General features: G+C 42.9%; 24 protein-coding genes and 1 riboswitch. Of the genes, 9 read left to right on the top strand and 15 right to left on the bottom strand.

Annotated elements, in window-relative coordinates:
• Window position 1: 1 nt before the first annotated feature.
• The 5 genes from GO816_RS14160 to GO816_RS14140 form a co-directional block, all read right to left on the bottom strand.
• Complete coding sequence (locus tag GO816_RS14160) at window positions 2–259, bottom strand: Trm112 family protein (RefSeq protein ID WP_157542587.1); 258 nt, start codon at window positions 257–259, stop codon at window positions 2–4.
• Window positions 256–906 (bottom strand): thiamine phosphate synthase, encoded by a 651-nt coding sequence (locus GO816_RS14155; RefSeq protein WP_157542586.1) that lies wholly within the window; start codon window positions 904–906, stop codon window positions 256–258. The genes GO816_RS14160 and GO816_RS14155 overlap by 4 nt, the downstream gene beginning before the upstream one ends.
• Entirely contained in the window at window positions 906–1,958 is a 1,053-nt protein-coding gene (locus GO816_RS14150) for an AIR synthase-related protein (protein WP_157542585.1), read from the bottom strand. Before GO816_RS14150 ends, GO816_RS14155 begins: the two co-directional genes overlap by 1 nt.
• Window positions 1,959–1,963: 5 nt before the next feature.
• Window positions 1,964–2,683: a class I SAM-dependent methyltransferase gene (locus GO816_RS14145; RefSeq protein WP_157542584.1), complete on the bottom strand. Its 720-nt coding sequence runs from the start codon at window positions 2,681–2,683 to the stop codon at window positions 1,964–1,966.
• Between the two features lie 116 nt (window positions 2,684–2,799).
• A riboswitch (TPP riboswitch) is annotated at window positions 2,800–2,901 on the bottom strand.
• Between the two features lie 63 nt (window positions 2,902–2,964).
• Window positions 2,965–4,059, bottom strand: a complete 1,095-nt coding sequence (locus GO816_RS14140) for a lipase family protein (protein ID WP_157542583.1) — start codon at window positions 4,057–4,059, stop codon at window positions 2,965–2,967.
• 101 nt (window positions 4,060–4,160) lie between these two features.
• On the opposite strand from GO816_RS14140, the gene GO816_RS14135 reads away from it, so the two are divergent.
• Both GO816_RS14135 and GO816_RS14130 read left to right on the top strand, forming a co-directional pair.
• Window positions 4,161–4,298: a hypothetical protein gene (locus GO816_RS14135; RefSeq protein ID WP_157542582.1), complete on the top strand. Its 138-nt coding sequence runs from the start codon at window positions 4,161–4,163 to the stop codon at window positions 4,296–4,298.
• A 63-nt stretch (window positions 4,299–4,361) separates the two neighbouring features.
• Window positions 4,362–5,108, top strand: coding sequence for a TlpA family protein disulfide reductase (locus GO816_RS14130; RefSeq protein ID WP_157542581.1), 747 nt, complete (start codon window positions 4,362–4,364; stop codon window positions 5,106–5,108).
• Window positions 5,109–5,195: 87 nt separating this feature from the next.
• On the opposite strand, the gene GO816_RS14125 is transcribed toward GO816_RS14130, so the two are convergent.
• Window positions 5,196–5,543, bottom strand: coding sequence for a HesB/IscA family protein (locus GO816_RS14125; RefSeq protein ID WP_157542580.1), 348 nt, complete (start codon window positions 5,541–5,543; stop codon window positions 5,196–5,198).
• Window positions 5,544–5,635: 92 nt separating this feature from the next.
• On the opposite strand from GO816_RS14125, the gene GO816_RS14120 reads away from it, so the two are divergent.
• Together GO816_RS14120 and dnaA are read left to right on the top strand one after the other, a co-directional pair.
• Complete coding sequence (locus GO816_RS14120) at window positions 5,636–6,166, top strand: DUF7935 family protein (RefSeq protein ID WP_157542579.1); 531 nt, start codon at window positions 5,636–5,638, stop codon at window positions 6,164–6,166.
• Window positions 6,167–6,645: 479 nt separating this feature from the next.
• Window positions 6,646–8,073, top strand: coding sequence for a chromosomal replication initiator protein DnaA (dnaA, locus tag GO816_RS14115; RefSeq protein ID WP_157542578.1), 1,428 nt, complete (start codon window positions 6,646–6,648; stop codon window positions 8,071–8,073).
• A gap of 205 nt (window positions 8,074–8,278) precedes the next feature.
• Here dnaA and GO816_RS14110 read toward each other — a convergent pair whose 3' ends face one another.
• The 5 genes from GO816_RS14110 to GO816_RS14090 form a co-directional block, all read right to left on the bottom strand.
• Entirely contained in the window at window positions 8,279–8,836 is a 558-nt protein-coding gene (locus GO816_RS14110) for an NUDIX hydrolase (RefSeq protein WP_157542577.1), read from the bottom strand.
• On the bottom strand, window positions 8,826–9,236 hold the full coding sequence (locus GO816_RS14105; RefSeq protein WP_157542576.1) for a hypothetical protein: 411 nt from the start codon (window positions 9,234–9,236) through the stop codon (window positions 8,826–8,828). The genes GO816_RS14110 and GO816_RS14105 overlap by 11 nt, the downstream gene beginning before the upstream one ends.
• Window positions 9,237–9,246: 10 nt before the next feature.
• Window positions 9,247–10,083: a TPM domain-containing protein gene (locus tag GO816_RS14100; RefSeq protein ID WP_157542575.1), complete on the bottom strand. Its 837-nt coding sequence runs from the start codon at window positions 10,081–10,083 to the stop codon at window positions 9,247–9,249.
• A gap of 13 nt (window positions 10,084–10,096) precedes the next feature.
• Window positions 10,097–10,531, bottom strand: a complete 435-nt coding sequence (locus GO816_RS14095; protein ID WP_157542574.1) for a TPM domain-containing protein — start codon at window positions 10,529–10,531, stop codon at window positions 10,097–10,099.
• A 156-nt stretch (window positions 10,532–10,687) separates the two neighbouring features.
• Window positions 10,688–11,266, bottom strand: coding sequence for a LemA family protein (locus GO816_RS14090; protein WP_157542573.1), 579 nt, complete (start codon window positions 11,264–11,266; stop codon window positions 10,688–10,690).
• 137 nt (window positions 11,267–11,403) lie between these two features.
• On the opposite strand from GO816_RS14090, the gene GO816_RS14085 reads away from it, so the two are divergent.
• Window positions 11,404–13,707, top strand: coding sequence for a GH92 family glycosyl hydrolase (locus GO816_RS14085; protein WP_317163637.1), 2,304 nt, complete (start codon window positions 11,404–11,406; stop codon window positions 13,705–13,707).
• Window positions 13,708–13,777: 70 nt separating this feature from the next.
• Here GO816_RS14085 and GO816_RS14080 read toward each other — a convergent pair whose 3' ends face one another.
• On the bottom strand, window positions 13,778–15,955 hold the full coding sequence (locus tag GO816_RS14080; RefSeq protein WP_157542636.1) for a S9 family peptidase: 2,178 nt from the start codon (window positions 15,953–15,955) through the stop codon (window positions 13,778–13,780).
• 105 nt (window positions 15,956–16,060) lie between these two features.
• On the opposite strand from GO816_RS14080, the gene GO816_RS14075 reads away from it, so the two are divergent.
• Window positions 16,061–17,578 (top strand): serine hydrolase, encoded by a 1,518-nt coding sequence (locus GO816_RS14075; protein ID WP_157542571.1) that lies wholly within the window; start codon window positions 16,061–16,063, stop codon window positions 17,576–17,578.
• 5 nt (window positions 17,579–17,583) lie between these two features.
• Here the strand turns inward: GO816_RS14075 and GO816_RS14070 are convergent, their stop codons facing one another.
• The 3 genes from GO816_RS14070 to mqnB all read right to left on the bottom strand — a co-directional run bounded on the left by GO816_RS14070 (window position 17,584) and on the right by mqnB (window position 19,620).
• Window positions 17,584–17,928 carry a carboxymuconolactone decarboxylase family protein gene (locus GO816_RS14070; protein ID WP_157542570.1) on the bottom strand — a complete coding sequence of 115 codons (345 nt, stop codon included), beginning with the start codon at window positions 17,926–17,928 and terminating at the stop codon, window positions 17,584–17,586.
• Window positions 17,929–18,013: 85 nt separating this feature from the next.
• Window positions 18,014–18,865 (bottom strand): menaquinone biosynthesis family protein, encoded by an 852-nt coding sequence (locus GO816_RS14065; protein ID WP_157542569.1) that lies wholly within the window; start codon window positions 18,863–18,865, stop codon window positions 18,014–18,016.
• Window positions 18,866–18,921: 56 nt separating this feature from the next.
• Window positions 18,922–19,620, bottom strand: a complete 699-nt coding sequence (gene mqnB / locus GO816_RS14060; RefSeq protein WP_157542568.1) for a futalosine hydrolase — start codon at window positions 19,618–19,620, stop codon at window positions 18,922–18,924.
• A gap of 62 nt (window positions 19,621–19,682) precedes the next feature.
• On the opposite strand from mqnB, the gene GO816_RS14055 reads away from it, so the two are divergent.
• The 3 genes from GO816_RS14055 (at window position 19,683) to fabD (ending at window position 21,725) form a co-directional block, all read left to right on the top strand.
• A complete protein-coding gene (locus tag GO816_RS14055) occupies window positions 19,683–20,099 on the top strand; it encodes a 6-pyruvoyl trahydropterin synthase family protein (RefSeq protein WP_157542635.1) in 417 nt (138 codons plus the stop codon).
• A 13-nt stretch (window positions 20,100–20,112) separates the two neighbouring features.
• Complete coding sequence (gene folE, locus GO816_RS14050; protein ID WP_157542567.1) at window positions 20,113–20,757, top strand: GTP cyclohydrolase I FolE; 645 nt, start codon at window positions 20,113–20,115, stop codon at window positions 20,755–20,757.
• A gap of 80 nt (window positions 20,758–20,837) precedes the next feature.
• Window positions 20,838–21,725, top strand: coding sequence for an ACP S-malonyltransferase (gene fabD, locus GO816_RS14045; protein WP_157542566.1), 888 nt, complete (start codon window positions 20,838–20,840; stop codon window positions 21,723–21,725).
• Window positions 21,726–21,748 lie beyond the last annotated feature (23 nt).

Below are 21,748 nucleotides of genomic sequence, written 5' to 3'. Positions count from 1 at the left end.
ATTACGGTAGCAATTTCAAATCACTAATACCATACTCCAGCTTCCATCGCTCTAGTATTGGTTGTTCTAAAGGTATTTGGCGGTACTCGTCAGGAGCCATAATAGGTACGCCGTAAACTATAGGGTATTTGCGCTGGCAATGAGTACAGTTTAAAATGCCTTCTATAATGTTCTCGGTAGTGTCTTTGACCAGTACTTGCAAAGTAAGGTCGTGCTTATCAAACGGGCAGCAAAGCTTTTCTATGGTTTTAAGTTTCATACAGATTGGGCGATGCCTAATGCATCTTTATAAATTTTAACTTGTTTTTGGGGGTCGTTGGCACTCATGATGCCCGATATGACGGCCACACCGTCAAACGGTGTTTTTTCTTTTAAGGCGATGATGTTTTGAGGTGTAATGCCGCCAGATACAAACAGCGGCAGAGAGGTAGTTTTGTGAGCTTCTTTAACAACCTCCGGCATTACAATACTGCAACTACCCGCCGATGGCGACGGAAACATGGCGCAAAACGATACGTAATTAAGTTGGTGCTTACTGGCCCAGGCAACGGTGTTTAAATCGCCCGAACAGGTAATACCGGCCATAAACGGTCTTGTAACTGCTTTTTTAATTAACTCATAGTCATTGGGTATGGCATCAAAGTGAACGCCATCTAAAAAAAGGCTTTGCTTCAATAATTGCCATTCTTCATTGATAAATAGCGGAACGTGATAATTACGGCAAAGAGTACCAATTGCTTCAATCAGTGTTAGCTTATCAGTTTCTTTGTCCCAGTTGTTCCATATTTGTACAGCGTTTACTCCGCCTGTAAGCGCCGCTTCCAGTTTTTGTAATAACAAATCAATCGGTTGGGCAGGGTCAAGCACTAAATAAACGCCGCCGGTAATTCCATGCGTTTTTTCCATTACTTCCATCCGTTTTTATAAGCGTTAAAAAAAGCATCCCAGTAAGGGTCTTTACTGTAGTAGAGCAGGTCGTTTTCATGGCCGTTCTCAATAAGTTTGTAACCATCGGCAAGTGAGGTAAACTCGCCCACAACGGTTGCTTTAATTTGAGCAGATGCCAGGCGTTGCAAAACATTGTCAACATAACCTTTATCAACGGCTATAACCATAGACCCGGCCCCGATGCAAAAGCGGCTGTCGATGCCAAAAAGTTTGCAAATGCTTTGCTGGGCATCGCCTAAGGGCAGTTGCTCGTTATATACTTTTACGCCGTTGTTTGAGGCAACTGCCATTTCATAAATAGCACCCAGTACACCGCCTTCTGTAACATCGTGCATGGCAGTAACCTCTTTACCGCGGGAGGGTAAGCCAACGGCTGTAAGGGCATCAATTAATGATGATGTTTGGTAAAACAACCCGCAACCTTCCTGGTAAACCTCTGTGCCCAATTGATTTTTTACTGTTTGCGGGAAACACATGGCCAGTAACGCAGCTGAAGATGTAGCGCACGCTTTGGTAACAATAATAACATTACCGGCCTCGGCCTTGTGGCTTAAGAGTATAACATCTACAGGAGCAGTTAACAACATGGTGCCGCCACCGGCAATGGTAGAGTTTTGACCCTCAATAGTGCCGGTGTGTCCGCCTGTAATAGCAACACCTATTGCCTGACTATATTTGTGAATATAGCCCCAATAACTGGCAAAATCTTGTTCAGTTAACGATGGCGGTAGGTTAAGCACCATTTGGGCATACATAGGAGTAAAGCCTGTAGTAGCCATATCATTGGCCATTAAATGTACCGACAGCCATGCCGATTCCTGCAAACCCAGTGATGGTATGAGCGAAAGCGGATCACTGGTAAGCGCCAGCCCTGTGCCGCCAAGTAAGCCAATTACCGATACATCTACACCAAAGGCAGGCCCGCTGGTTACTTCGGGGCGATTGTAGCCAAGCTGTGGTAAAATAAACTGCTCAAAACCTCCACCCGATATTTTTCCTGATAGCGTCATGGCGGTTAATCAGTAAATTTAACGTATAAACCAAAAAAGTCGCCCACCGGAACGCTCCACTGCTGTACCGGGAACCACTCGGGCAGGCCGGTACAAGTCCACTCCAAAGTGTAGCTGCGGCCTTGCAGGGCCTCATCAATTTTATTGATGAGCATTTGCGGCGTATAAAAGGTTGCCGTAACATAAAACGGATTTTTACCAAACATTTGCTGTACCCGGCGGCGCAGCACCTTAGGAGAGTTACGGTTCATCATACCAAACGCAATTCCGTGTTTGCCTACTCTGGCGGCCTCGCGTATAACCTGAACCGGATTACGATAGTACTCAAACGTGGTAATAAAAGCTACGGCATCAAAGGTGTTATCTTTAAAAGGCATAAAGTGCGAGTCGGCATTCACTAAATCGCCCTTAAATAAGTGTACAGCCTGGCCAAGCATAAAGGGAGAGAGGTCGCCACCTGTTGCGTCAATGCCTATTTCGTGCCACCAGCGGGTAAAGCGTGTGGTGCCGCAACCAAACTCTAGCAGTTCTTTAACGCGCGGGTCTTTACCCAGCAGCTGGCTCATTACTTTTTTTTGCCAAACCTCGGCACGCTTATAGCGGCCTTCATACCATTGCTCGTAAGTGTCGGTGTGTTCGCGGTTAAAAAACCACTCTTTGCGTCCCTGCCAGTTGGTGAGGCTTTGAGTCATTAACCCAAAACTGTTGTTTTTTTCTAAATCCATTTATTTAAAAGGTATTAAATGTAAAAAGCCTTGCTTCTGGGTACCGCATAATAACGGCAACAGAAACAAGGCTTTTTAATTAATATCTGATAAACGGACAACAACCGCTGATGATAACATTAAAGCCCATGCATCCCTACGCCGGTATTATCCGTATCAGGTTTATCGGGTATTATCTCAGCCTCACCATTACTGGTTAAGCACCCCGTGCAAGTATTTAACAAATCTATTCTTTTATTTTAATTATAACTATAATTCAATAATTTAATACATGGCTCAGTTTATTGTGCATATTCCTTTTGAGTAAGATAGTAATAGGGCCAAAACATGTGATGTACAAATACATTCTTTGAGTCGTCAGGAAATTTTTGCCGGTAGTCATCATCAGGCATCAGCACAATAGGTACACCACATGAGGTATATAAATTGCCTTCGGCGTACGCAGGCTCTTTAAACTGGGGGAGTGTTTTTTTAATGAATTTATACACCATGTGGCCCAGATATTTCTGATTGTTTTTAACAGCCCTTAAAGGGGGTTTGCGCAAGCGGTTATAAATGTGCTTAACATACAGCTTAACAAAAATAGATTTACCCTTTACTGCCGCATCAATACTGCCAAACGGATTTGGCTTGGCAAAGTCATCAAGCGTTTGTATAGAGAAAGGAGTTTGAGGTACCCAATCGGCTGCGTTAGTAACTGCTATGGCCCAACCTCCGCGGGTTAAATAATTAAAATCATAAGCATAATATAAATTGCCGGGTTTAGGCGGAGCGCTGCAATATGTTTTTACAACCAAATCAGCAGGTACAAGGCCTTGCGTTTGTAGCCACGCTAAATGTGAACGCAGTAAGTAGGCAAGCGCTGCACCCTGGCTATGTCCCATAATGATGAAATTTTTGTAGCCTTCGGTTTTGTACAACTTGTTCAGTTCGGGTACTATGGTTTTTGAAAGCTCGGCCAGGCCAAGCAACCAGCCAATGTGTACGGCGGCCTGTGGATGGTTTGCCAAATGATAATTGAAGCGTGTACTATCATTAATTTGCAGCTCGCCAACAGCCGGAACCTGTGCTGCGTAAAAGTTTTCAAGCCAGCTCACAGCATCGCCGGTTGTTCCTCTTATGCTAATAACAGCCGTTTTGCTGCCTGCATTTGTCCACAACTCCCAACGGTTTAGCAGCGGGCCAATTGGCGAACGGTATATCCTTTTAAAATTAACTGGTTTAGGTGTTTGATCATTTTTTATCCCCGAATCTGTTTGTTGGCGCGATAAGCGCAACATTTCCAGGTACTCCTCGGCATTAAACCCAGGCCTCAACTGGGCCATAAGCAGCTGTGGTATAAAAAGTACAATTAATATAATTACAAATCTACTCATATTATAAATATGTTAACAAATAAGAAACTTTAGTGTACATAATACTTTTTAAGTGTATTAATAAGTATTTTTCATATATTTAAGTAACAAATCTTATCAATATGAAAAAGTATGCTGTTTGCTTTTTTGTTTTACCGGTTGCAATTGGTTTGAATGAGGTAATGGCTCAATCAACTACTACGCAAAATACAAAAGTTTACAGGTTGCCCAAGCTTGATGAGCATTCCTTTATTGAATAGGTAAAGGCAAATTGATTTTTTGGTGCGTAATAGCTATTTTGGTTTTTTAAAGCTTATCACTTCATGAAATATCTCCTGTCAATTTGCTGCCTGCTCTTTTTATATGTGCAGGTTTATGCTCAAGCGTCATCAACTACCTATTCGGTAAGAATTGATCCTAATACGGTTATCAAAGATTCGGCCGGTGTTAAGTATGATTATTTAAACGTAATAGGCTTGCTCAAAAGTGGTAAGTATACCTTGGTAGCAAATAGTGATTCTGGTAAAAAGAATGAATATACATTAGTAAAAAGACAACAGCTGTCGGTTCGCAAACCGGAGAGCCAACCAGCAGCTGGAATGCGGTCTTATTATGATTCAAAGCCAACAGAAAGTAAATTTTTTACTACCGGCCAGTTGTTTAAATGGTTTAACGAAAGAGACATTAATGGAAACAAGTGGAATGAAAAGACTTTGGCAGGGAAGGTAGTAGTGCTGAATTTTTGGTTTATTAATTGTCCGCCATGTCGCACGGAGATACCCGAATTGAATGAACTTGTAGAAAAATATAAAGGCAACAAAGAGGTTGTATTTATAGCTATTGCACTTGATGAGAAGTATGAATTAAATAGCTTTTTTAAGTTAATGCCTTTCAATTACAACATTGTTGAACGCGGGCGTTTCACAGCCAGCAAGTATGGAATACATTTATATCCAACAAACGTAGTTGTGAATAAGGCAGGCAAGGTTGTATTTCATAGCAGCGGTTATGGCTCGCCAACCATTGCTTATATTGATAAAGAAATAGAGGAAGCATTAAAAGCTATATAACATCATCACTGCATACTGCAACATAGAATAAAACAAAAAGGCAACCTTAAAGGGTTGCCTTTTTTATAATATAACGTTAAACAGTTATTAAACCGAAAACGAAGTACCGCAACCGCAGGTGCTTTGTGCATTAGGGTTGTTAAATACAAAACCGCGGGCATTTAGTCCGTCTTGAAAGTCAACCTGCATACCGGCAAGATACATGCCGTGTGCTTTATGCATAAAAACCTTTATGCCGTCAATGTAATACTCTTTGTCTCCCTCTTTAGGCTGATCAAAACCTAAAATATAGTTCATACCTGCACAACCACCACCTTCAACGCCAACACGTAGGCCAAAGTCGTCACTTAATTCTTGTTGGTCTTTAAGCTTTCTGATTTCTCTGGCAGCGCCCTCAGTAAATGTTACAGGTGCAATTTCAACAGCTACGCTCATAATTATTTTAAATTTACCTAAGACAAATATAACTTAAAATGCAGATTTTTGTTATCCTCAATATATTTATGACCTCTGCCTAACATTAAAAAATGACAGTTTACGACATCCTCCTTGATATTTTGAAACTTACCGTTGCCGGCGTAGGCGTGGTTTGGGTTGCATTTTACCTTATAAAACCTTACCTTGATAAAAGTGAGCGATTGCAAGTGCTTGAATTAAAAAAAGCCGCCGATAACCAAACGCTGCCTTTACGCCTGCAGGCTTACGAGCGTATAGTGTTATTAGTTGAGCGTATTAATCCTTCCAGCTTGTTGGTAAGGCTTAATAGTGCAGGTTTAACAGCCGCCGAACTGCATCATATTGCCATACAGGAGGTAAACAATGAATATCAGCATAATATTACACAGCAGGTGTATGTAAGCAGCCGCGCCTGGGCAGTAGTGCGCCGTTTAAAAGACGACACAGCCGGTCTTCTTAATAACACGTACCGTTCGTTGCCTCAAAATGCAAGCGGTTTGGATTTTAGCCGTGTGTTGCTCACTAATTTAAGCACGCTTGAAAACAACCCGTATGAAACCGCTGCAGGCATGATTCATAAAGATTTAGAAGAGCTGTTTTAATTGCTTTAACCAATGCATGCCTCTGTATATATTTTATAGCAAATTGTATGGTTTGCTTAAATGTGGCGTGATTTTTTTTTAACCGGTAGTTTATCTCAATTTCAGTAAAAATATTATTCAACCGTAACTCAGTTGTTTAGCTTTTTGGTGTCAATTAAATGGTTAAAATGGCTTAAGAATTGTTGCTTATGAGGCGTGATTTTTTAGGGATTTTGTGGGTTTCTTGTAACGAACAATCTTAAACTATAACACAATATAAAATGCAATCTAAGCAATTAAAAATGAGGAATTTAGCTGCGCTACGTGCCGGCTTGTTTTGGAGTGGTAAGGCCTATAGTATACCACAAAAAACACACCCCTGCAAATTTTAATTTTAATTTTTTAATCCGCTTTTTTTTCGAATATTCGATGTTCCGTACTGCTCTCATCTTTGAGCTGTTTGGGGCTTTGGAAATCAGCATTTTATCTTTAAATGATATATGGAAAAAACCTGTACTAACGTTTGGAATAGCTGCTTGCAGATTATTAAGGACAATATCCCGACCCAAAGTTTTAAAACTTGGTTCGAGCCTATTAAGGCTTTGAGGTTGGATGGCAGCGTTCTGACAATACAGGTACCTAGTTTATTTTTTTACGAGTGGTTGGAGGAACATTACGTGGGGTTGTTACGTAAAACAATAAAAAAGCAGCTGGGCGACGAAGGCCGGCTTGAGTATAACATTGTGGTAGAACAATCGTCATCAAACAAGCCTTATACTACTAACATGCCATCAAATGGTAATGGTGCCGAGGCTAAAAATCAGAGTATGCCGGTTCCTATTTCTTTAAATAAAGATATCAAGAACCCTTTTGTAATACCTGGCTTAAAAAAACTGCATGTTGATCCGCAGTTAAATCAGAATTATACTTTTGAGAATTTTGTAGAAGGCGATTGTAACCGTTTAGCACGCTCAGCTGGATATGCTGTTGCTGCAAAACCGGGAGGTACATCGTTTAATCCGTTAATGATATATGGTGGTGTTGGTTTAGGTAAAACTCACCTGGCACAAGCCATAGGTAACGAAATTAAACGTACCCTGCCTGATAAGCTGGTTTTATACGTATCGTGCGAGAAGTTTACCCAGCAGTTTGTTGATGCACTTAAGCATAATAACATCAATGATTTTGTAAACTTTTACCAGGCTATTGACGTGCTCATTATGGATGATGTGCACAACTTTGCCGGTAAAGAAAAAACACAGGACTTCTTCTTCCATATATTTAACCATTTACACCAATCAGGTCGCCAGTTGATTATTACATCAGACAAAGCGCCTAAAGATTTGGCTGGTTTGGAGGAGCGTTTACTATCGCGCTTTAAATGGGGTTTATCTGCTGATTTGCAGACGCCTGATTTAGAAACCCGCATGGCCATACTCAAAAACAAAACCTATCAGGATGGTATTGAGCTGCCTGATGATGTAATTGAGTACGTTGCCCATAACATTGATAACAACATTCGTGAGCTGGAAGGCGCTATGGTGTCACTACTGGCACAATCAACCCTTATGCGTAAGGAAATTGATTTGGCGCTTGCTAAATCGATGTTAAAGAACTTTGTAAAAAATTCGGTTAAAGAAATTTCTATTGAATATATACAAAGCCTGGTGTGCGAATACTTTGAAGTGCCGGTTGATATGGTAAAATCTCAAACCCGCAAGCGCGAGATTGTACAGGCCCGTCAGATATCAATGTACCTGGCTAAGGCACACACCAAGAGTTCACTTAAATCAATTGGCAATTTCTTTGGCGGTCGTGACCACTCTACAGTAATTTACGCTTGCCAAACCGTTGAAGATTTAATTGATACCGATAAGAAATTTAAAGGCTACGTGGCCGATATTCAGAAAAAGCTGAAAATGGCTTAATTCAATTCTTCCTTTTACTAACCAACTATAACCCGGCCCCGCCCTTCGTGCGGGGCTTTTCTATAAGATAAATTTTTCTGGATTTATGACATGATAGGTTTATCTGACCAACGCAGAACCAGGTAAGCTTGAAAGCGCAAAATCAGATAATGCTATAATATAGTTTCAAAGAAGGAGGAGAGCTTTTAAAGTATGGTAAGCCGTTTTACCATTGAATGGCATCTAACTTCATCAATGCATAAAACAACGTGCTTACATGCAGCGCCTGTGTTATTTTATTTTCGGCCAAAAGCTGCTTTACTTCGTCAATGGTATACTCTTCAACTATAATTTGTTCCTGCTCGTCTAGGTGCTGGTTCTGTACTTTTTTACCGCCGCGTGCAATGTAGCAATGAGTAATGTTGTTGCCTGTTGAAGGATTTGCATGAAGCTTACAAAGCAGTTCCATACTACTGAATGAGTAACCGGTTTCTTCCAATAACTCGCGTTTCATGCCCGTTATAGGCTCTTCGCCCGGTTCAACAACACCACCGGGTATCTCGAGTGATACTACGCCTGCTGCATGACGGTATTGCCTTACCATAAGTATCTTGTTATCCTCGGTTATAGCTACGGCGTTAGCCCAATCAGGATACTCAAGCACATAGTATTGAGGAACAATACGTCCGTCGGGCATAAGACACTTGTCGGTCCGTAGCGTAGCCCATGGCCCCCGGTGTATATATTCAGATGATAGTACCGTCCACTTAAGTTCAGGCGCCATGTTGTTTCAAATAGTTTTGTATGGCTGCACGCTTGCCAATATTTTCAAATGATTGCTGATGGTGCTCCTGTTCCAGCATATCATATACAGTAATTGTTTTTTGCATAAGCAGTGACGCATGCTCATTGTGACCGTCAGGCTCGGCACGCAGGTATAAAACTTGTGCAAGAGTATCTAATTTAACTGCACTGAAGTTTTGGTTGGTAAGCCATGCCTTAAAGTCTTCTAAAGAAAGCTCAAGCAATTCTTTTTCAGTTATACTAAACTCGGTAGCAAGCGTATGGTTATAAACTTGTTGAAGCTCTTCCCTGCTTTCGGCTTTATCTTTTAGCCCCAATAACCTGGCTATTATTTGAGCCAGACGCTGAGTTTCGTTCAAAAAATAATCTTTACGATACATATCTTAAATTTTACCAGCTGCCACTGCTGCCTCCGCCACCTGAACTGCCGCCACCAAAGCCGCCAAAACCTCCTCCGGAGCTACCGCCGCCCCAGCCACCGCCAGAGCTGCCGCCACCCCAGCCACCGCCAGAGCTGCCGCCACCCCAGCCACTACCGCGGCCTCCGCCACCAAGCATGTTGCCGGCTAAAAACCACCAAAACGGACTTGCGCCGCCACGACGGCCAATAACCTGTCCGCCTCCGCCGCCACCTTTGTTACGGAATATTAAGTAAATTACAATAGCAACAATGATGATGATAGCTGTTGAGCCACCACCGTCTTTCTTGTTCTTACGAGGTCTGTCGGCAGGTTTTTTGTCGGCTTTGTATTCGCCTTTGGTGTACTTAATTATTTCATCGGTAGCTTCATCAAGGCCTTTATAATAGTTTCCGGCCTTAAAATTAGGCTTAATGTTTTGTTGTATAATTTGTTGGGTTGCGGCGTCAGTCAACGCACCTTCAACGCCATAACCGGTTTGAATAGTAATTTTCCGGTCGTTTATAGCTGCTAAAACAAGTACTCCGTTGTCCTTATCTTTTTGGCCAATACCCCATTCGCGTATAAGCAGGGTTCCGTACTGGGCAATATCATAATCACCAACCGATTTAATGAGCACAACGGCCACCTGTGTTGAGGTAGAATCGTTGAACGCAACCAGTTTGTTTTCCAGCCGCTGCTTATCATCAGCCGAAAGGGAGTTGGTATAATCGGTAACCAGAGTGGTTGAACGTGGCGGAAATTTTTGTGCCGAAACCATTAGCCCTATAAGCAGTAAATGGAGTAGCAACAATGATTTTTTTAGCATCTTCTAAATCTGATTAGTCACCGTCTATAAACACAATATCGTCAGACAGTTCATTCTTATCACCTGCGTTAGTTGGAAAGTAGCGCTGTAGTTGTTTGCCGGCATATTCAATGCCTATAATAATACCTTGCAGTAAATCGCCCTCTTTAAAATAGCGAAGCATGCTTTCTTTTGTCTTATCCCAAAAGTCGGGCGGAACCAGTTTGTTTATACCTTCATCGCCAATAATGGCAAATTTATGGTCGGCGGTAGCAATGTAAATAAGCACTCCGTTACGCAGCTTGGTTTTATCCATTTCAAGCTTGTAAAAGTAGGTTGCCGCTCTATCTATCGGATTTTCCTCCTTGCACGACTTTTCAACGCATATCCTGATCTCTCCTGAAGTGTATTGCTCGGCACGCTCAATGGCCTGCCTTATTTTCTGCTGTTCTTCGTCGTTAAACTTCATTGTTGTATGATGATTTTCACCGGTTATTGAAGTAATTTCAATGGCTTTGGTAAGGTTTCGCCAATAAAGGATCAAGTTTTACTTGCTTAATTGTTAGTAAAAGCATAATCCTTTATTGGCGAAATAAAACCCTCTATAAGCCGAACTTACTAAAAATTAAAACTCAACCTTGGGAGCTTTTTGAGCAGTAGCATCGGCCTCAAAATAACCTTTTGGCGTAAAGCCAAACATTTTTGCAGTAAGGTTATTGGGGAATGAACGTATTTTTCCGTTATAGGCCTGTACCGAACTATTGAAATCCATACGGGCTACACTTATGCGGTTTTCAGTTCCTTCTAACTGGCCTTGCAATGCGGTAAAGTTTTCGTTTGCACGCAATGTTGGGTAGTTCTCAGTTACGCTTAATAAGCGGCCTAAAGCTGTGCTTAGTTCGCCTTGTGCCTGCTGATATTTTTGTACAGTTTCCGGGGTTAATTTTGAAGCATCAACCTGTACCGATGTTGCTTTGGCGCGGGCCTCTGCAACCTCTGTAAGTGTACTTTTTTCAAAGTTAGCCACACCCTTAACGGTAGATACAAGGTTGGGTATCAAATCGGCGCGGCGTTGATACTGGCTTTGTACAGCACCCCATTTAGCTTTGGTATCTTCGTCCATTTTTACAATGCTGTTATAGCCGCACGAACTCATTGACATGGCCGCCATGATAAGCAATATGGCTGAAAATAATTTTTTCATGTTTTTCTTCTTAATTTTTGATTAAAGTTGAACTTTGGTAGTTAGATTACAAATGCTGTACCGTTGTTACAGCTATAATGTTGTAATGCCAATATGGCAATTATGTTTCGAATCAACTATTTATAAATCTGCAAAAAGTGAAAAAAAGTTATCTGCCGTTTATACTACTAACGTTTGGCTCGCTGGTGGTTTGTGGTCAAAAACAAACGGGCCCAAAACTGGTGAGCTACGTTAAACCAATTATTGGTACACAGCGCATGGGGCATACTTATCCGGGTGCAACTGTTCCGTTTGGAATGGTACAGTTAAGCCCCGAAACTGATAGTATTAGTTATGAGTTGAATGGCAAGTACAATCCTCGGGTTTATGAGTATTGTGCCGGTTACCAGTATGAAGACAAAACCATAACAGGTTTCAGCCATACGCATTTTAGTGGTACCGGCCACTCAGATTTAGGTGATTTTTTAATTATGCCAACCGTAGGTGCCTTGAAGCTCAATCCAGGCACTGCCGATAAGCCGGGCAGTGGTTACCGTTCGCGCTTTTCGCACCAGAATGAAGTAAGCGAGGCTGGTTACTACAAGGCCAAACTTGGTGATTATAATATCACAGCTGAAATGACTGCCAGCACCCGCGTTGGTTTTCATCAATACACATTTCCGAAGGCTGACGATGCACACATTGTGCTTGATTTAACGGCCGGTATATATAATTATCCTGATAAAAACGTATGGACGTACGTTAGGGTAGTGAACGATACATTGGTTATAGGCTTTCGGCAAACCAATGGCTGGGCAAAAAACCGGGTGCTATATTTTGCCATGCGTTTTTCAAAACCAATTACATCGCATGGTTTTCGTAATGAATCAACCCGGCAGGTTTATCGCGGGTTTTGGGGCAAATTCAATCAAAACAAAAACTTCCCTGAGATTGCTGGTCAGCGCATAAAGGCTTATTTCGACTTCAAGACTACTGATGGCGAGAAGGTGAAAATTAAAATGGCCTTATCGCCCGTGAGCATGCAGGGAGCAATTGATAATATGCAGGCTGAAGTGCCTGGATGGAATTTTGATAAGGTAAGAGCTGCTGCACAGCAACAATGGGAGAGTGAATTACAAAAAATTGTAATCCAAACTCCAAGCAAAGCGGTTAAAGAAAACTTTTACACTGCCGTTTACCATACGCTCATAAACCCTACCATTTACATGGATGCCGATGGGCAGTATAAAGGTTTGGATCAGAACGTGCATAAGGCTAATGGCTTTACCAATTACACCACGTTTTCGTTGTGGGATACTTATCGTGCTTTGCATCCGCTGTTTAACATCATTAATCCGCAGCGTAATAACGATATGGTGAAATCAATGCTGGCTCATTTTGATCAAAGTCCGGAGCATATGTTGCCGGTATGGTCAAATTCGGGTAACGAAAACTGGTGCATGTCGGGCTATCACAGCGTATCAGTAGTGGCCGATGCTATTGTTAAAGGCAATGCTGCCGGTATTGACGCTAATAAGGCACTGGAAGCCTGCGTTACCACTGCTCGCAAGCGCGATTACGAAGGAATTGGTTATTATATAGATAAAGGTTACATACCCGATGAACGTAACGGCGTATCGGTATCAAGCACACTGGAATATGCCTATGATGATTGGTGTATTGCACAACTGGCTAAAAAGTTGGGCAAACAGGATATCTACGAGGAGTTTAGCAAGCGTGCACAAAACTACCGTAACGTGTATGACAAGGCTTCGGGCTTTATGCGCCCTCGATTGGCCGATGGCAGCTTCAGGCCAAAGTTTGATGCGCTAACCACCATAGGGCAGGGCTTTATTGAAGGCAATGCCTGGAATTACACGCTGTTTGCCCCACATGATCCTAAAGGGCTTATAGAAATTATGGGAGGCAACAAGCGCGTTATACCTTACCTCGATTCGTTGTTCACCATGCACCTGCCTGATAAGTTTTTTGAAGAAACTGAAGACATAACGCGCGATGGTATAATTGGAAACTACGTGCACGGCAACGAACCATCTCACCATGTAGCTTACCTGTACAACTGGACTAACCAGCCATGGAAAACACAGGAGCGGGTGCGCATGATACTCCCTAAAATGTACAAGCCAACACCTGATGGACTGGGCGGCAATGATGATACCGGCCAAATGAGCGCCTGGTTTATTTTTACCAACCTTGGCTTTTATCCTGTAGCGCCAGGCAGTGATGAGTATGCTTTAGGCAGCCCGGCTATACATGCAGCCACGGTTAAACTGCCGGGCGGCAAAACTTTTACCGTTACGGCAAAAAATCAAAGTGATAAAAATGTTTATGTGCAAAAGGTGCTTCTTAATGGTAAACCGCTGGAAGGCCTGAGCATTAAACATGCCGATATTATGAACGGGGGAGAACTAACCTTCTTTATGGGAAGTAAGCATAAATAAGTTTATTAAAATAAAAGAGGGTTCAATTATATAATTGAACCCTCTTTTTATAAAAGTTAAATAGTACGAACTATCTGCCACCCGGAGGGCAATGCTCCTTTAAAAATTTAGTATACAGCGTGCTTAAATGCTGGCTGGTTCCTAAACCTTCAGATATGCCGTGCGTACGGTTAGGGTATGACATTAGCTGGAATTGCTTGTTATACTTTACCAGCTCGTTTATCAGTTGCTCGGCATTGTTGTAATGTACGTTATCATCGCCGGTGCCGTGTATATAAAGCAGGTTTCCGCGCAGGTTTTTTGCGTGTGTAACCGGCGATCCTTTTACAAAGTATGAACGTGCTTCATCGTTTATAGGCACGCCCATATAACGTTCCTGATAAATATTATCATACGTTAACTGGTTACCCACAGCGGCAACCGCTATGCCTGTTTTATAAACATCAGGGTATTGAAACATAAGGTTAAGCGTTGATGAACCGCCACCGCTCCATCCCCAAACAGCTACGCGCGAGGTATCAATAAAGCTATGCTTTTTAAATAACTCCTTAGCCGCCATAGCCTGGTCTCTTACGTTTAATGTACCAATACTGCGGTAAATAGCTTTGCGCCATTCCCTGCCTTTGGCTACCGGCGCGCCGCGGTTATCCATTGATACGTAAATGTAACCATCATCGGCCATGTTACCGGCATACTCAAAGTTCATTCCGGCGCCATAAGTATCAGCTGCTGTTTGTGAGGCAGGTTCGCCATAAACGTAAAATACAATAGGATATTTTTTAGTAGCATCAAAGTTGGTTGGCTTTTTCATCCATCCATCCATAGTAATGCCATCGGCTGTTGTTACCTTAAAAAATTCGGGTTTATTTACAGCAGCAGCGGCGTTAACGTTAATGGCAGTAGGTTTACCATCAAGCGGCTTATGCGCAGGAAGACCAATGGTTTCACGCACCGGTGCGGTAAAACTGTTATTAAATGAGTGAATAGCCACCAGGCCGTTAGGTGCAATATCATAACGGTGTGTGCCCGGCTGATTGGCGGGTGAAACACGTTGAGGTGCACCACCGCTTAACTTTATGCGGTATAAATACTTTTGTGTAGCATTATCAGGCGAAGCCATAAAATAAATAAAGCCATTGGCTTCATCAATAAGGTTCAAGCTTATTACATCATATTTGCCCGGAGTTAATAGTTTTTCTTTACCCTGGCGGTCAATGCTGTAAGCATGGCGCCAGCCGTCTTTTTCGCTCAGCCAAATAAATTTTTTGCCTTTCTCAACCCAGTCCCAGCCTTCGGGGGCAGCTTTTGCATCTACCCAAGCCTTGTCAGTTTCGGTGTATATAGCTTTTGAAGCCGAGCCGTTTACCGGGCATAAAAATATTTTGCTTTCGTTTTGAGCGCGGTTAAGCTGTTGTATAATAAGTTCGTTGCTGTTTCCGGCCCACTCCATACGCGGAATGTAGTGCTGTATGGCATCGCCCGGAACGTTAACATCAACTGTTTTGCCATCGGCTACACTAACCACCTTAATTTTGCATGAGCTTGGATCGGTGCCAGCTACGGGGTACTCTACAGGTACGGTGTAAGAGTAGGTAGAATCGGTTGTGTTAAGCATCAGGTAGTTGCGTATTTTGGTGGCGTCAATTTGCCAATAGGCAATGCTACGGCTATCTGGCGACCAGCGGAAACCATCGCGGCAATCAAACTCTTCTTCGTAAGCCCAGTCAAATGTTCCGTTGATTAAACGCTTGGTGCCATCACTGGTTAATGCCTTTATTGCTCCGTTGTTTAAATCTTCAACGTAAACGTTATGCTCGCTTACATAAGCGGCCTTGGTACCATCGGGTGATATTTTGGCAAACATAAGTGATGATTGCGGGCGCGATTTGCCTATTTGAGTAAGCTTTTTGCTGCTAATGTCATATACCCAATAATCGCCCCGGGTATCCTGACGCCAAACGCGTTTGGTGTTGGTATTAATAAGCACTTTTCGCCTGTCGTCAGAAAACGAGAAACGGCGTACCCTTATGGCTGCTTTACCTGCGGGCGTTAACGCCTGCTGGGTTACTATCACATTTTTTTGATCGGCAGCCCTGATGTCGAGCTCAACAATTTCGCCGTTTTGAATGCTGTAATAATGGTAACCATCTTTAGCCCACTGCAATCCGCCCTGAGCTTTAGCCGCATAATTTATAAGCGTTGCCAAAACTATCAGCAACGTACTTAAAACCGGGCGGCGAAATTTCATGTTCATACTATATCAAATTTTGAAATACCTTAGCAGCGTAAATAATGCTGCTATAAAAATTGCGTTAAATTAATATTTTAATCAATTATTGCGGCTGTCCTGATCATGAAAAAACTCTCATTACTACTTGTTACCAGCCTTTTTTGCCTTGGTGCTGAAGCGCAAAATGCTAACCGCAACAAATTTATTACAGATAGTCTTGATAACCTCATCAGTAAATCGCTCACCAACTGGCGTGTACCTGGTGCTGCGGTTTGTATTGTTAAAGACGGACGTATAATACTACGCAAAGGGTATGGAATTAAAGAGTTGGGCGTAGCTGCCAAAGTAGATGAAAATACGCTTTTTATGATTGGTAGCAACACTAAGGCTTTTACTGCTACAGCGCTGGCTACGCTGCAGGCGCAAGGTAAAGTTTCATTGGATGACAGGGTTACTAAATACGTTCCGGAATTTAAATTGGAAAGTAAAGAGATAACCAACATGGTTACCCTGCGCGATTTACTTAGCCACCGTATAGGGTTTGGTACTTTTCAGGGTGATTTTACTTACTGGACAAGCGACTTAACTCGCGAACAGGTAATTGAAAAAATGAGCCATGTAAAGCCACTCTATCCGTTTAGAAGCCGCTGGGGCTATACCAATGCAGCCTTTTTAACAGCCGGAGAAGCGATAGAGCGTATTACTAAAAAGAAATGGGAGCAGTACATAAAGGAAACAATTTTTGCACCCCTGGGAATGAGTAGCACGGTTGCGTTATCAAAAGATTTATCAACATCTTTTAACAAAGCCGCCGCACATACTTTTATTGATGGCCGGCTGGCTGCCATTCCATACCCGCAAATTGATAACCTGGCACCTGCCGGTAGTATAAGCTCATCGGCCAATGATATGTGCAAATGGTTGCTGGCCTTGCTGGCCAATGGCAAAACCGGACAGCGCGAGGTAATACCGGCAGCAGCAATACGCGCCACACGGCAGCCGCAAATTTTGGTAGGCGGCGGTGAAGACGGCGGCTTTAGCGCTTACGGACTGGGATGGTTTTTACAGGGCTATAAAGGTCATCGTGTGGTAATGCATACGGGTGGGGTAAATGGTTATGTATCATCAGTTACACTGGTGCCCGATCAAAACCTAGGGATAGTTATTTTAACTAACAACGATCAAAATAACCTTATAGAAACCCTAAACCTTGATATTATTGATGCGTACATCAAACAGCCGTTCCGTAGCCATGCTGATGCGGCCCTGACCGAAACAAAGGCTTATCAGCAACGCATTTTACAACGCGAAAAAAGTTGGAGAGACAGTACACTATTGAATTTGCGCCCGGCTCTGAGTATAGGTGAGTACACCGGCAAATACACTAATGATCTTTACGGTAACATTACCATAAGTAAAGGTGATGCTGTGAGCGATTTGGAAGTTCGCTTTGAGCATCACCCTAAGTTATTTGCAAGGCTGCAGCCACTAGGCGGTAACCGATTTTTCGCCACCTTCTCTGACCCGGAATTTGGTCGCAGCGTTTTTCCGTTTACCGTTCAGGGTAATAAGGTAGTGGGGGTGCAAGTAAAGGTGGCCGATTTTGTTGAGCTCACACCTTATGAGTTTAAGAAAAAGTAGTATAACTACTGTGCATTCAACTCATCCCAATACTCAACTGCACGGCGGTAGTGCGGTATTACAATAGAGCCGCCAACCAGGTTTGCTATCATGAATATTTCATTCATTTCGGCATGGTTTACACCAGCCTCATGACATTTGCCTAAATGATATTTAATGCAATCGTCGCAACGGAGTACCATGCTGGCAACCAGGCCGAGCATTTCCTTGGTTTTAACATCTAAAGCGCCGTCGGCGTAAGTGGTTGTATCTAAGGCAAAAAAGCGTTTGATATTGGTATTAGCCGATTCCATAATCCTATCGTTCATTTTAGTACGATAGTTATTAAAATCATCTATAAGTTGTCCCATGGTGTGTTATTTTAAAAATTAGTGATTGAATGCTACGGTTTATATCAATTTTAGCGCAGCAATAGATACCCACGTAAGAAGGTAGTTAATTATTCAAGAAAAGGCTTTCGGCAATTGGAGGTATAATGTTTTTTTCATGAGCTGTATCAAACATCAGTTGTATTGCCTTCTTGCCTTCTTCACCTAAATCAACCGAGTATTTATTAACATACAGCTCAATATGTTTATACATCACTTCTTCGCTCATTTCCTGGGCGTGTGAACGAATAAATTCTAGTCCCGATTTAGGATTAGCAAAAGCAAATTCAACCGACCGGCGCAATACCCGGTTTACCTTGTGCTGCACATCGGCGGGCAAATTGCGGTTGGCCACAATACCTCCTAACGGAATAGCGCAACCGGTTTCTTTTTCCCAGTAGTCGCCCAGGTCGAGTATTTTTTTCAAGCCTTTATCCTGGTAAGTAAACCGGTTTTCGTGGATGATCAAACCCACATCAATGCGGTCTTCAAGCAAGGCATTTTCAATGTCCGAAAACACCAGCTCCTGTTTGTTGGTAGCTTCAGGGAATGCCAGGCTTAACAGGAAGTTGGCAGTGGTGTACTTTCCGGGAATGCCAATGGTAAGCGGAGAATGATCAATAGTAAGTCTTGCTTGAAGTTCTTCCGGGTCGCCTTTGCAAATCAGCATAGGTCCTACACCAAAGCCCAGCGCACTACCCGCATCTAACAGCACATATTGGTTGGCTACGTAGGCAAAAGCATGGTAGCTCAACTTGGTAATATCCAGCTCACCGCGCATGGCTTTTTGGTTAAGGGTTTCTACATCATCGTAAAACACCTCAAACTCTAAACCTTCGGTATCAATTTTATGATGAATAAGGGCATCAAAAATAAACGTATCATTAGGGCATGGCGAAAAGCCAAGAGTTAGTTTCATAGTAGTCAGTCGTTAGTTATTGGGTTATTAATTATTGGATAGGGTAAACGAAATACTTACAATTTTCCAACAGCCCGTAAAAACTCCGCAGCAAATGTATTCAGATTTTTAACGGCTAACCCAATCTTCCAGGCCTCGCGATTGCGTTTCTCCACATAATTTGACACTGCCCTGATTTGCAGCGCCGGTACGCCCGCCTGCTCGCAGGCATAAAAAAAAGCAGCTCCCTCCATACTTTCCAGTTGAGGTGCTGTGCGCTGATGCAGCTTGGCTATCGAAGCTTCTTCGCCGTGCACGGTATTTACCGTGGCGGCGGTTACCTGCCATAGGTTTTGCCCGGGCATATAATTGGTAACACGGGCGGCAGTTTTATAAATTGTACGCCCAAAACCTAACTGGTCGAGCGTTATAAAGCGGCTATCGTCTTCGGCACCCAGTTCTGTAAACGCGTCTTCCACAACCTCAACTACATTTCCTAAGGCAATATTACGGTCAAAACTACCGGCAATGCCAAGGTTAATGGCCAGGTCGTACTGGTTGGTAGCCAAATGCCTGCCCAGCGCAAATGCAGTAGCGGTCATGCCTACGCCGGTGATTAAGATTTCGGGTTTCGAATGTTCGATTTCGGAATTATTTTGCTTGGTAGTATCGCCCGTAAAACCGTTAGCGGCTCCCGAATCTAATATCGGACCTCCGAATCCCGAAATTACGCCACTAATTTCCTCACGGGTTGCTGCAACTACCAATATATTCATACTGGCTAAGATAAAACAACTTGCCTGTTTTTGTTTTGTATATTTGACCCAATATTGTTATGATGATACATATAACGCGCAGAGAGCATTTTAATGCTGCACACCGAATGTACCGCGAGGAGTGGAGCGCAGAAAAAAACCAGGAAGTGTTTGGCAAATGCGCCAACCCTAACTGGCACGGCCACAACTACAACCTTTACGTAACCGTAAAGGGCGAAATAAGCTACGAAACCGGTTATTTAATGGACCTGAAAGAGCTGAAACAAATTATTAATGACCGTGTAATTGAAAAGCTCGACCATAAAAACCTCAACAAAGATGTTGATTTTATGGAAGGCAAAATGGCCTCTACCGAGATACTTTGCATTGAGATTTTTAACCAGCTTAAAGAACCCATTGAAGCTTACCCGGGCGTGTTTTTACACTCCGTACGTTTAGCCGAAACCGAAAACAACAGCGCCGAGTACTTTGGCAATTAATAATCCTACTCCAATGTTTGACGACGACGACGACAACCTTCCAAACCGCGATGCCGGCATTGACGGTTACAAAAAAATAGACCGCTACAACCCCGAACTGATTGAAAACCTTTCGGCCAGTTACCATAACGTGCTTACCCAAATTGGTGAAGACCCTAACCGCGAAGGCTTACTTAAAACTCCTGAGCGTGTGGCTAAGGCCATGCTCTTTTTAACACATGGGTATGACCTTAATGCGGAAGAGATACTGAAATCGGCCATGTTTAAGGAGGAATACAGCCAAATGGTAGTGGTAAAAGATATTGAGGTATACTCGATGTGTGAGCATCACATGCTGCCGTTTTTTGGCAAAGCACACGTAGCTTACATCCCCAACGGGCACGTGGTAGGTTTGAGCAAAATTCCGCGTATAGTTGATGTATTTGCGCGCCGTCTACAAGTACAGGAGCGCTTAACCAACGAAATACGCGATTGTATACAGCAAACGCTTAACCCACTGGGCGTAGGTGTGGTTATTGAATGCCGTCACCTGTGCATGAGTATGCGCGGTGTACAAAAGCAAAACTCGGTAACTACCACATCTGCCTTTAGCGGTGAATTTTATAAAGACAAAACCCGTACGGAGTTTTTGGATTTGATAGCAAGTAAACTGTCATAAATACAGAATATAAATTCAAGAATCACGAGTCAAGACAAGAGAATCACTCATTCAAACATTTACTAAAATCACTCATTAATTTGAAAGCATATATTTTCCCTGGTCAGGGCGCCCAGTTTGTGGGCATGGGTAAAGATCTTTACGACAACCATGAACAAGCTCGCCAATTATTTGAGCAGGCTAACGAAATATTAGGTTTCCGCATAACCGATTTAATGTTCAGCGGTACTGATGAAGACCTTAAGCGAACTAACGTAACCCAGCCGGCTATTTTCTTACACTCGGTTATACTGGCTAAAGTTTCTGGAGACGGCTTTAAGCCTGAAATGGTTGCCGGTCATTCATTGGGTGAGTTTTCGGCCTTGGTTGCTGCCGGCGCTTTATCATTTGAAGATGGCTTAAAATTGGTTGCCGCACGTGCCAATGCCATGCAAAAGGCTTGCGAACTACAGCCATCAACTATGGCTGCAGTATTAGGTTTAGATGATTTTACCGTTGAAGACGTTTGTCAGCAGGTAAGTGATATAGTGGTTCCTGCTAACTACAACTGCCCCGGGCAACTGGTAATATCAGGAACTATTGCCGGTATTGAGCTGGCTTGTGAAAAGCTTAAGGCTGCCGGTGCTAAACGCGCCTTGGTATTAAATGTAGGTGGTGCATTCCACTCACCATTAATGGAATCGGCCCGTGTTGAGCTGGAACATGCTATTGTGAACACTGATATTAAAGCACCTGTTTGCCCAATTTACCAAAACATTGATGCCAAGCCTTACACCGATCCTGAAGCTATTAAACGCAATTTAATTGCCCAGCTTACCGGTGCTGTGCGCTGGACGCAAACTGTAAAGCATATGCTTGAAGATGGAGCCACCTCCTTTACAGAGGTTGGACCCGGCAATGTATTGCAGGGACTGGTTAAAAAGGTTGATCGTGCTGCCGAAACAAGTAGTTTAACCGTAAACGCATAAAAATAGCAAAAGCCGCAAACCAA

It is taken from the genome of Mucilaginibacter aquatilis, assembly GCF_009755275.1.
Taxonomy (GTDB): Bacteria; Bacteroidota; Bacteroidia; order Sphingobacteriales; family Sphingobacteriaceae; genus Mucilaginibacter; species Mucilaginibacter aquatilis.
The sequence above is the reverse complement of the archived record's forward strand: the minus strand, read 5'-3'. Positions and strand labels throughout refer to the sequence as shown.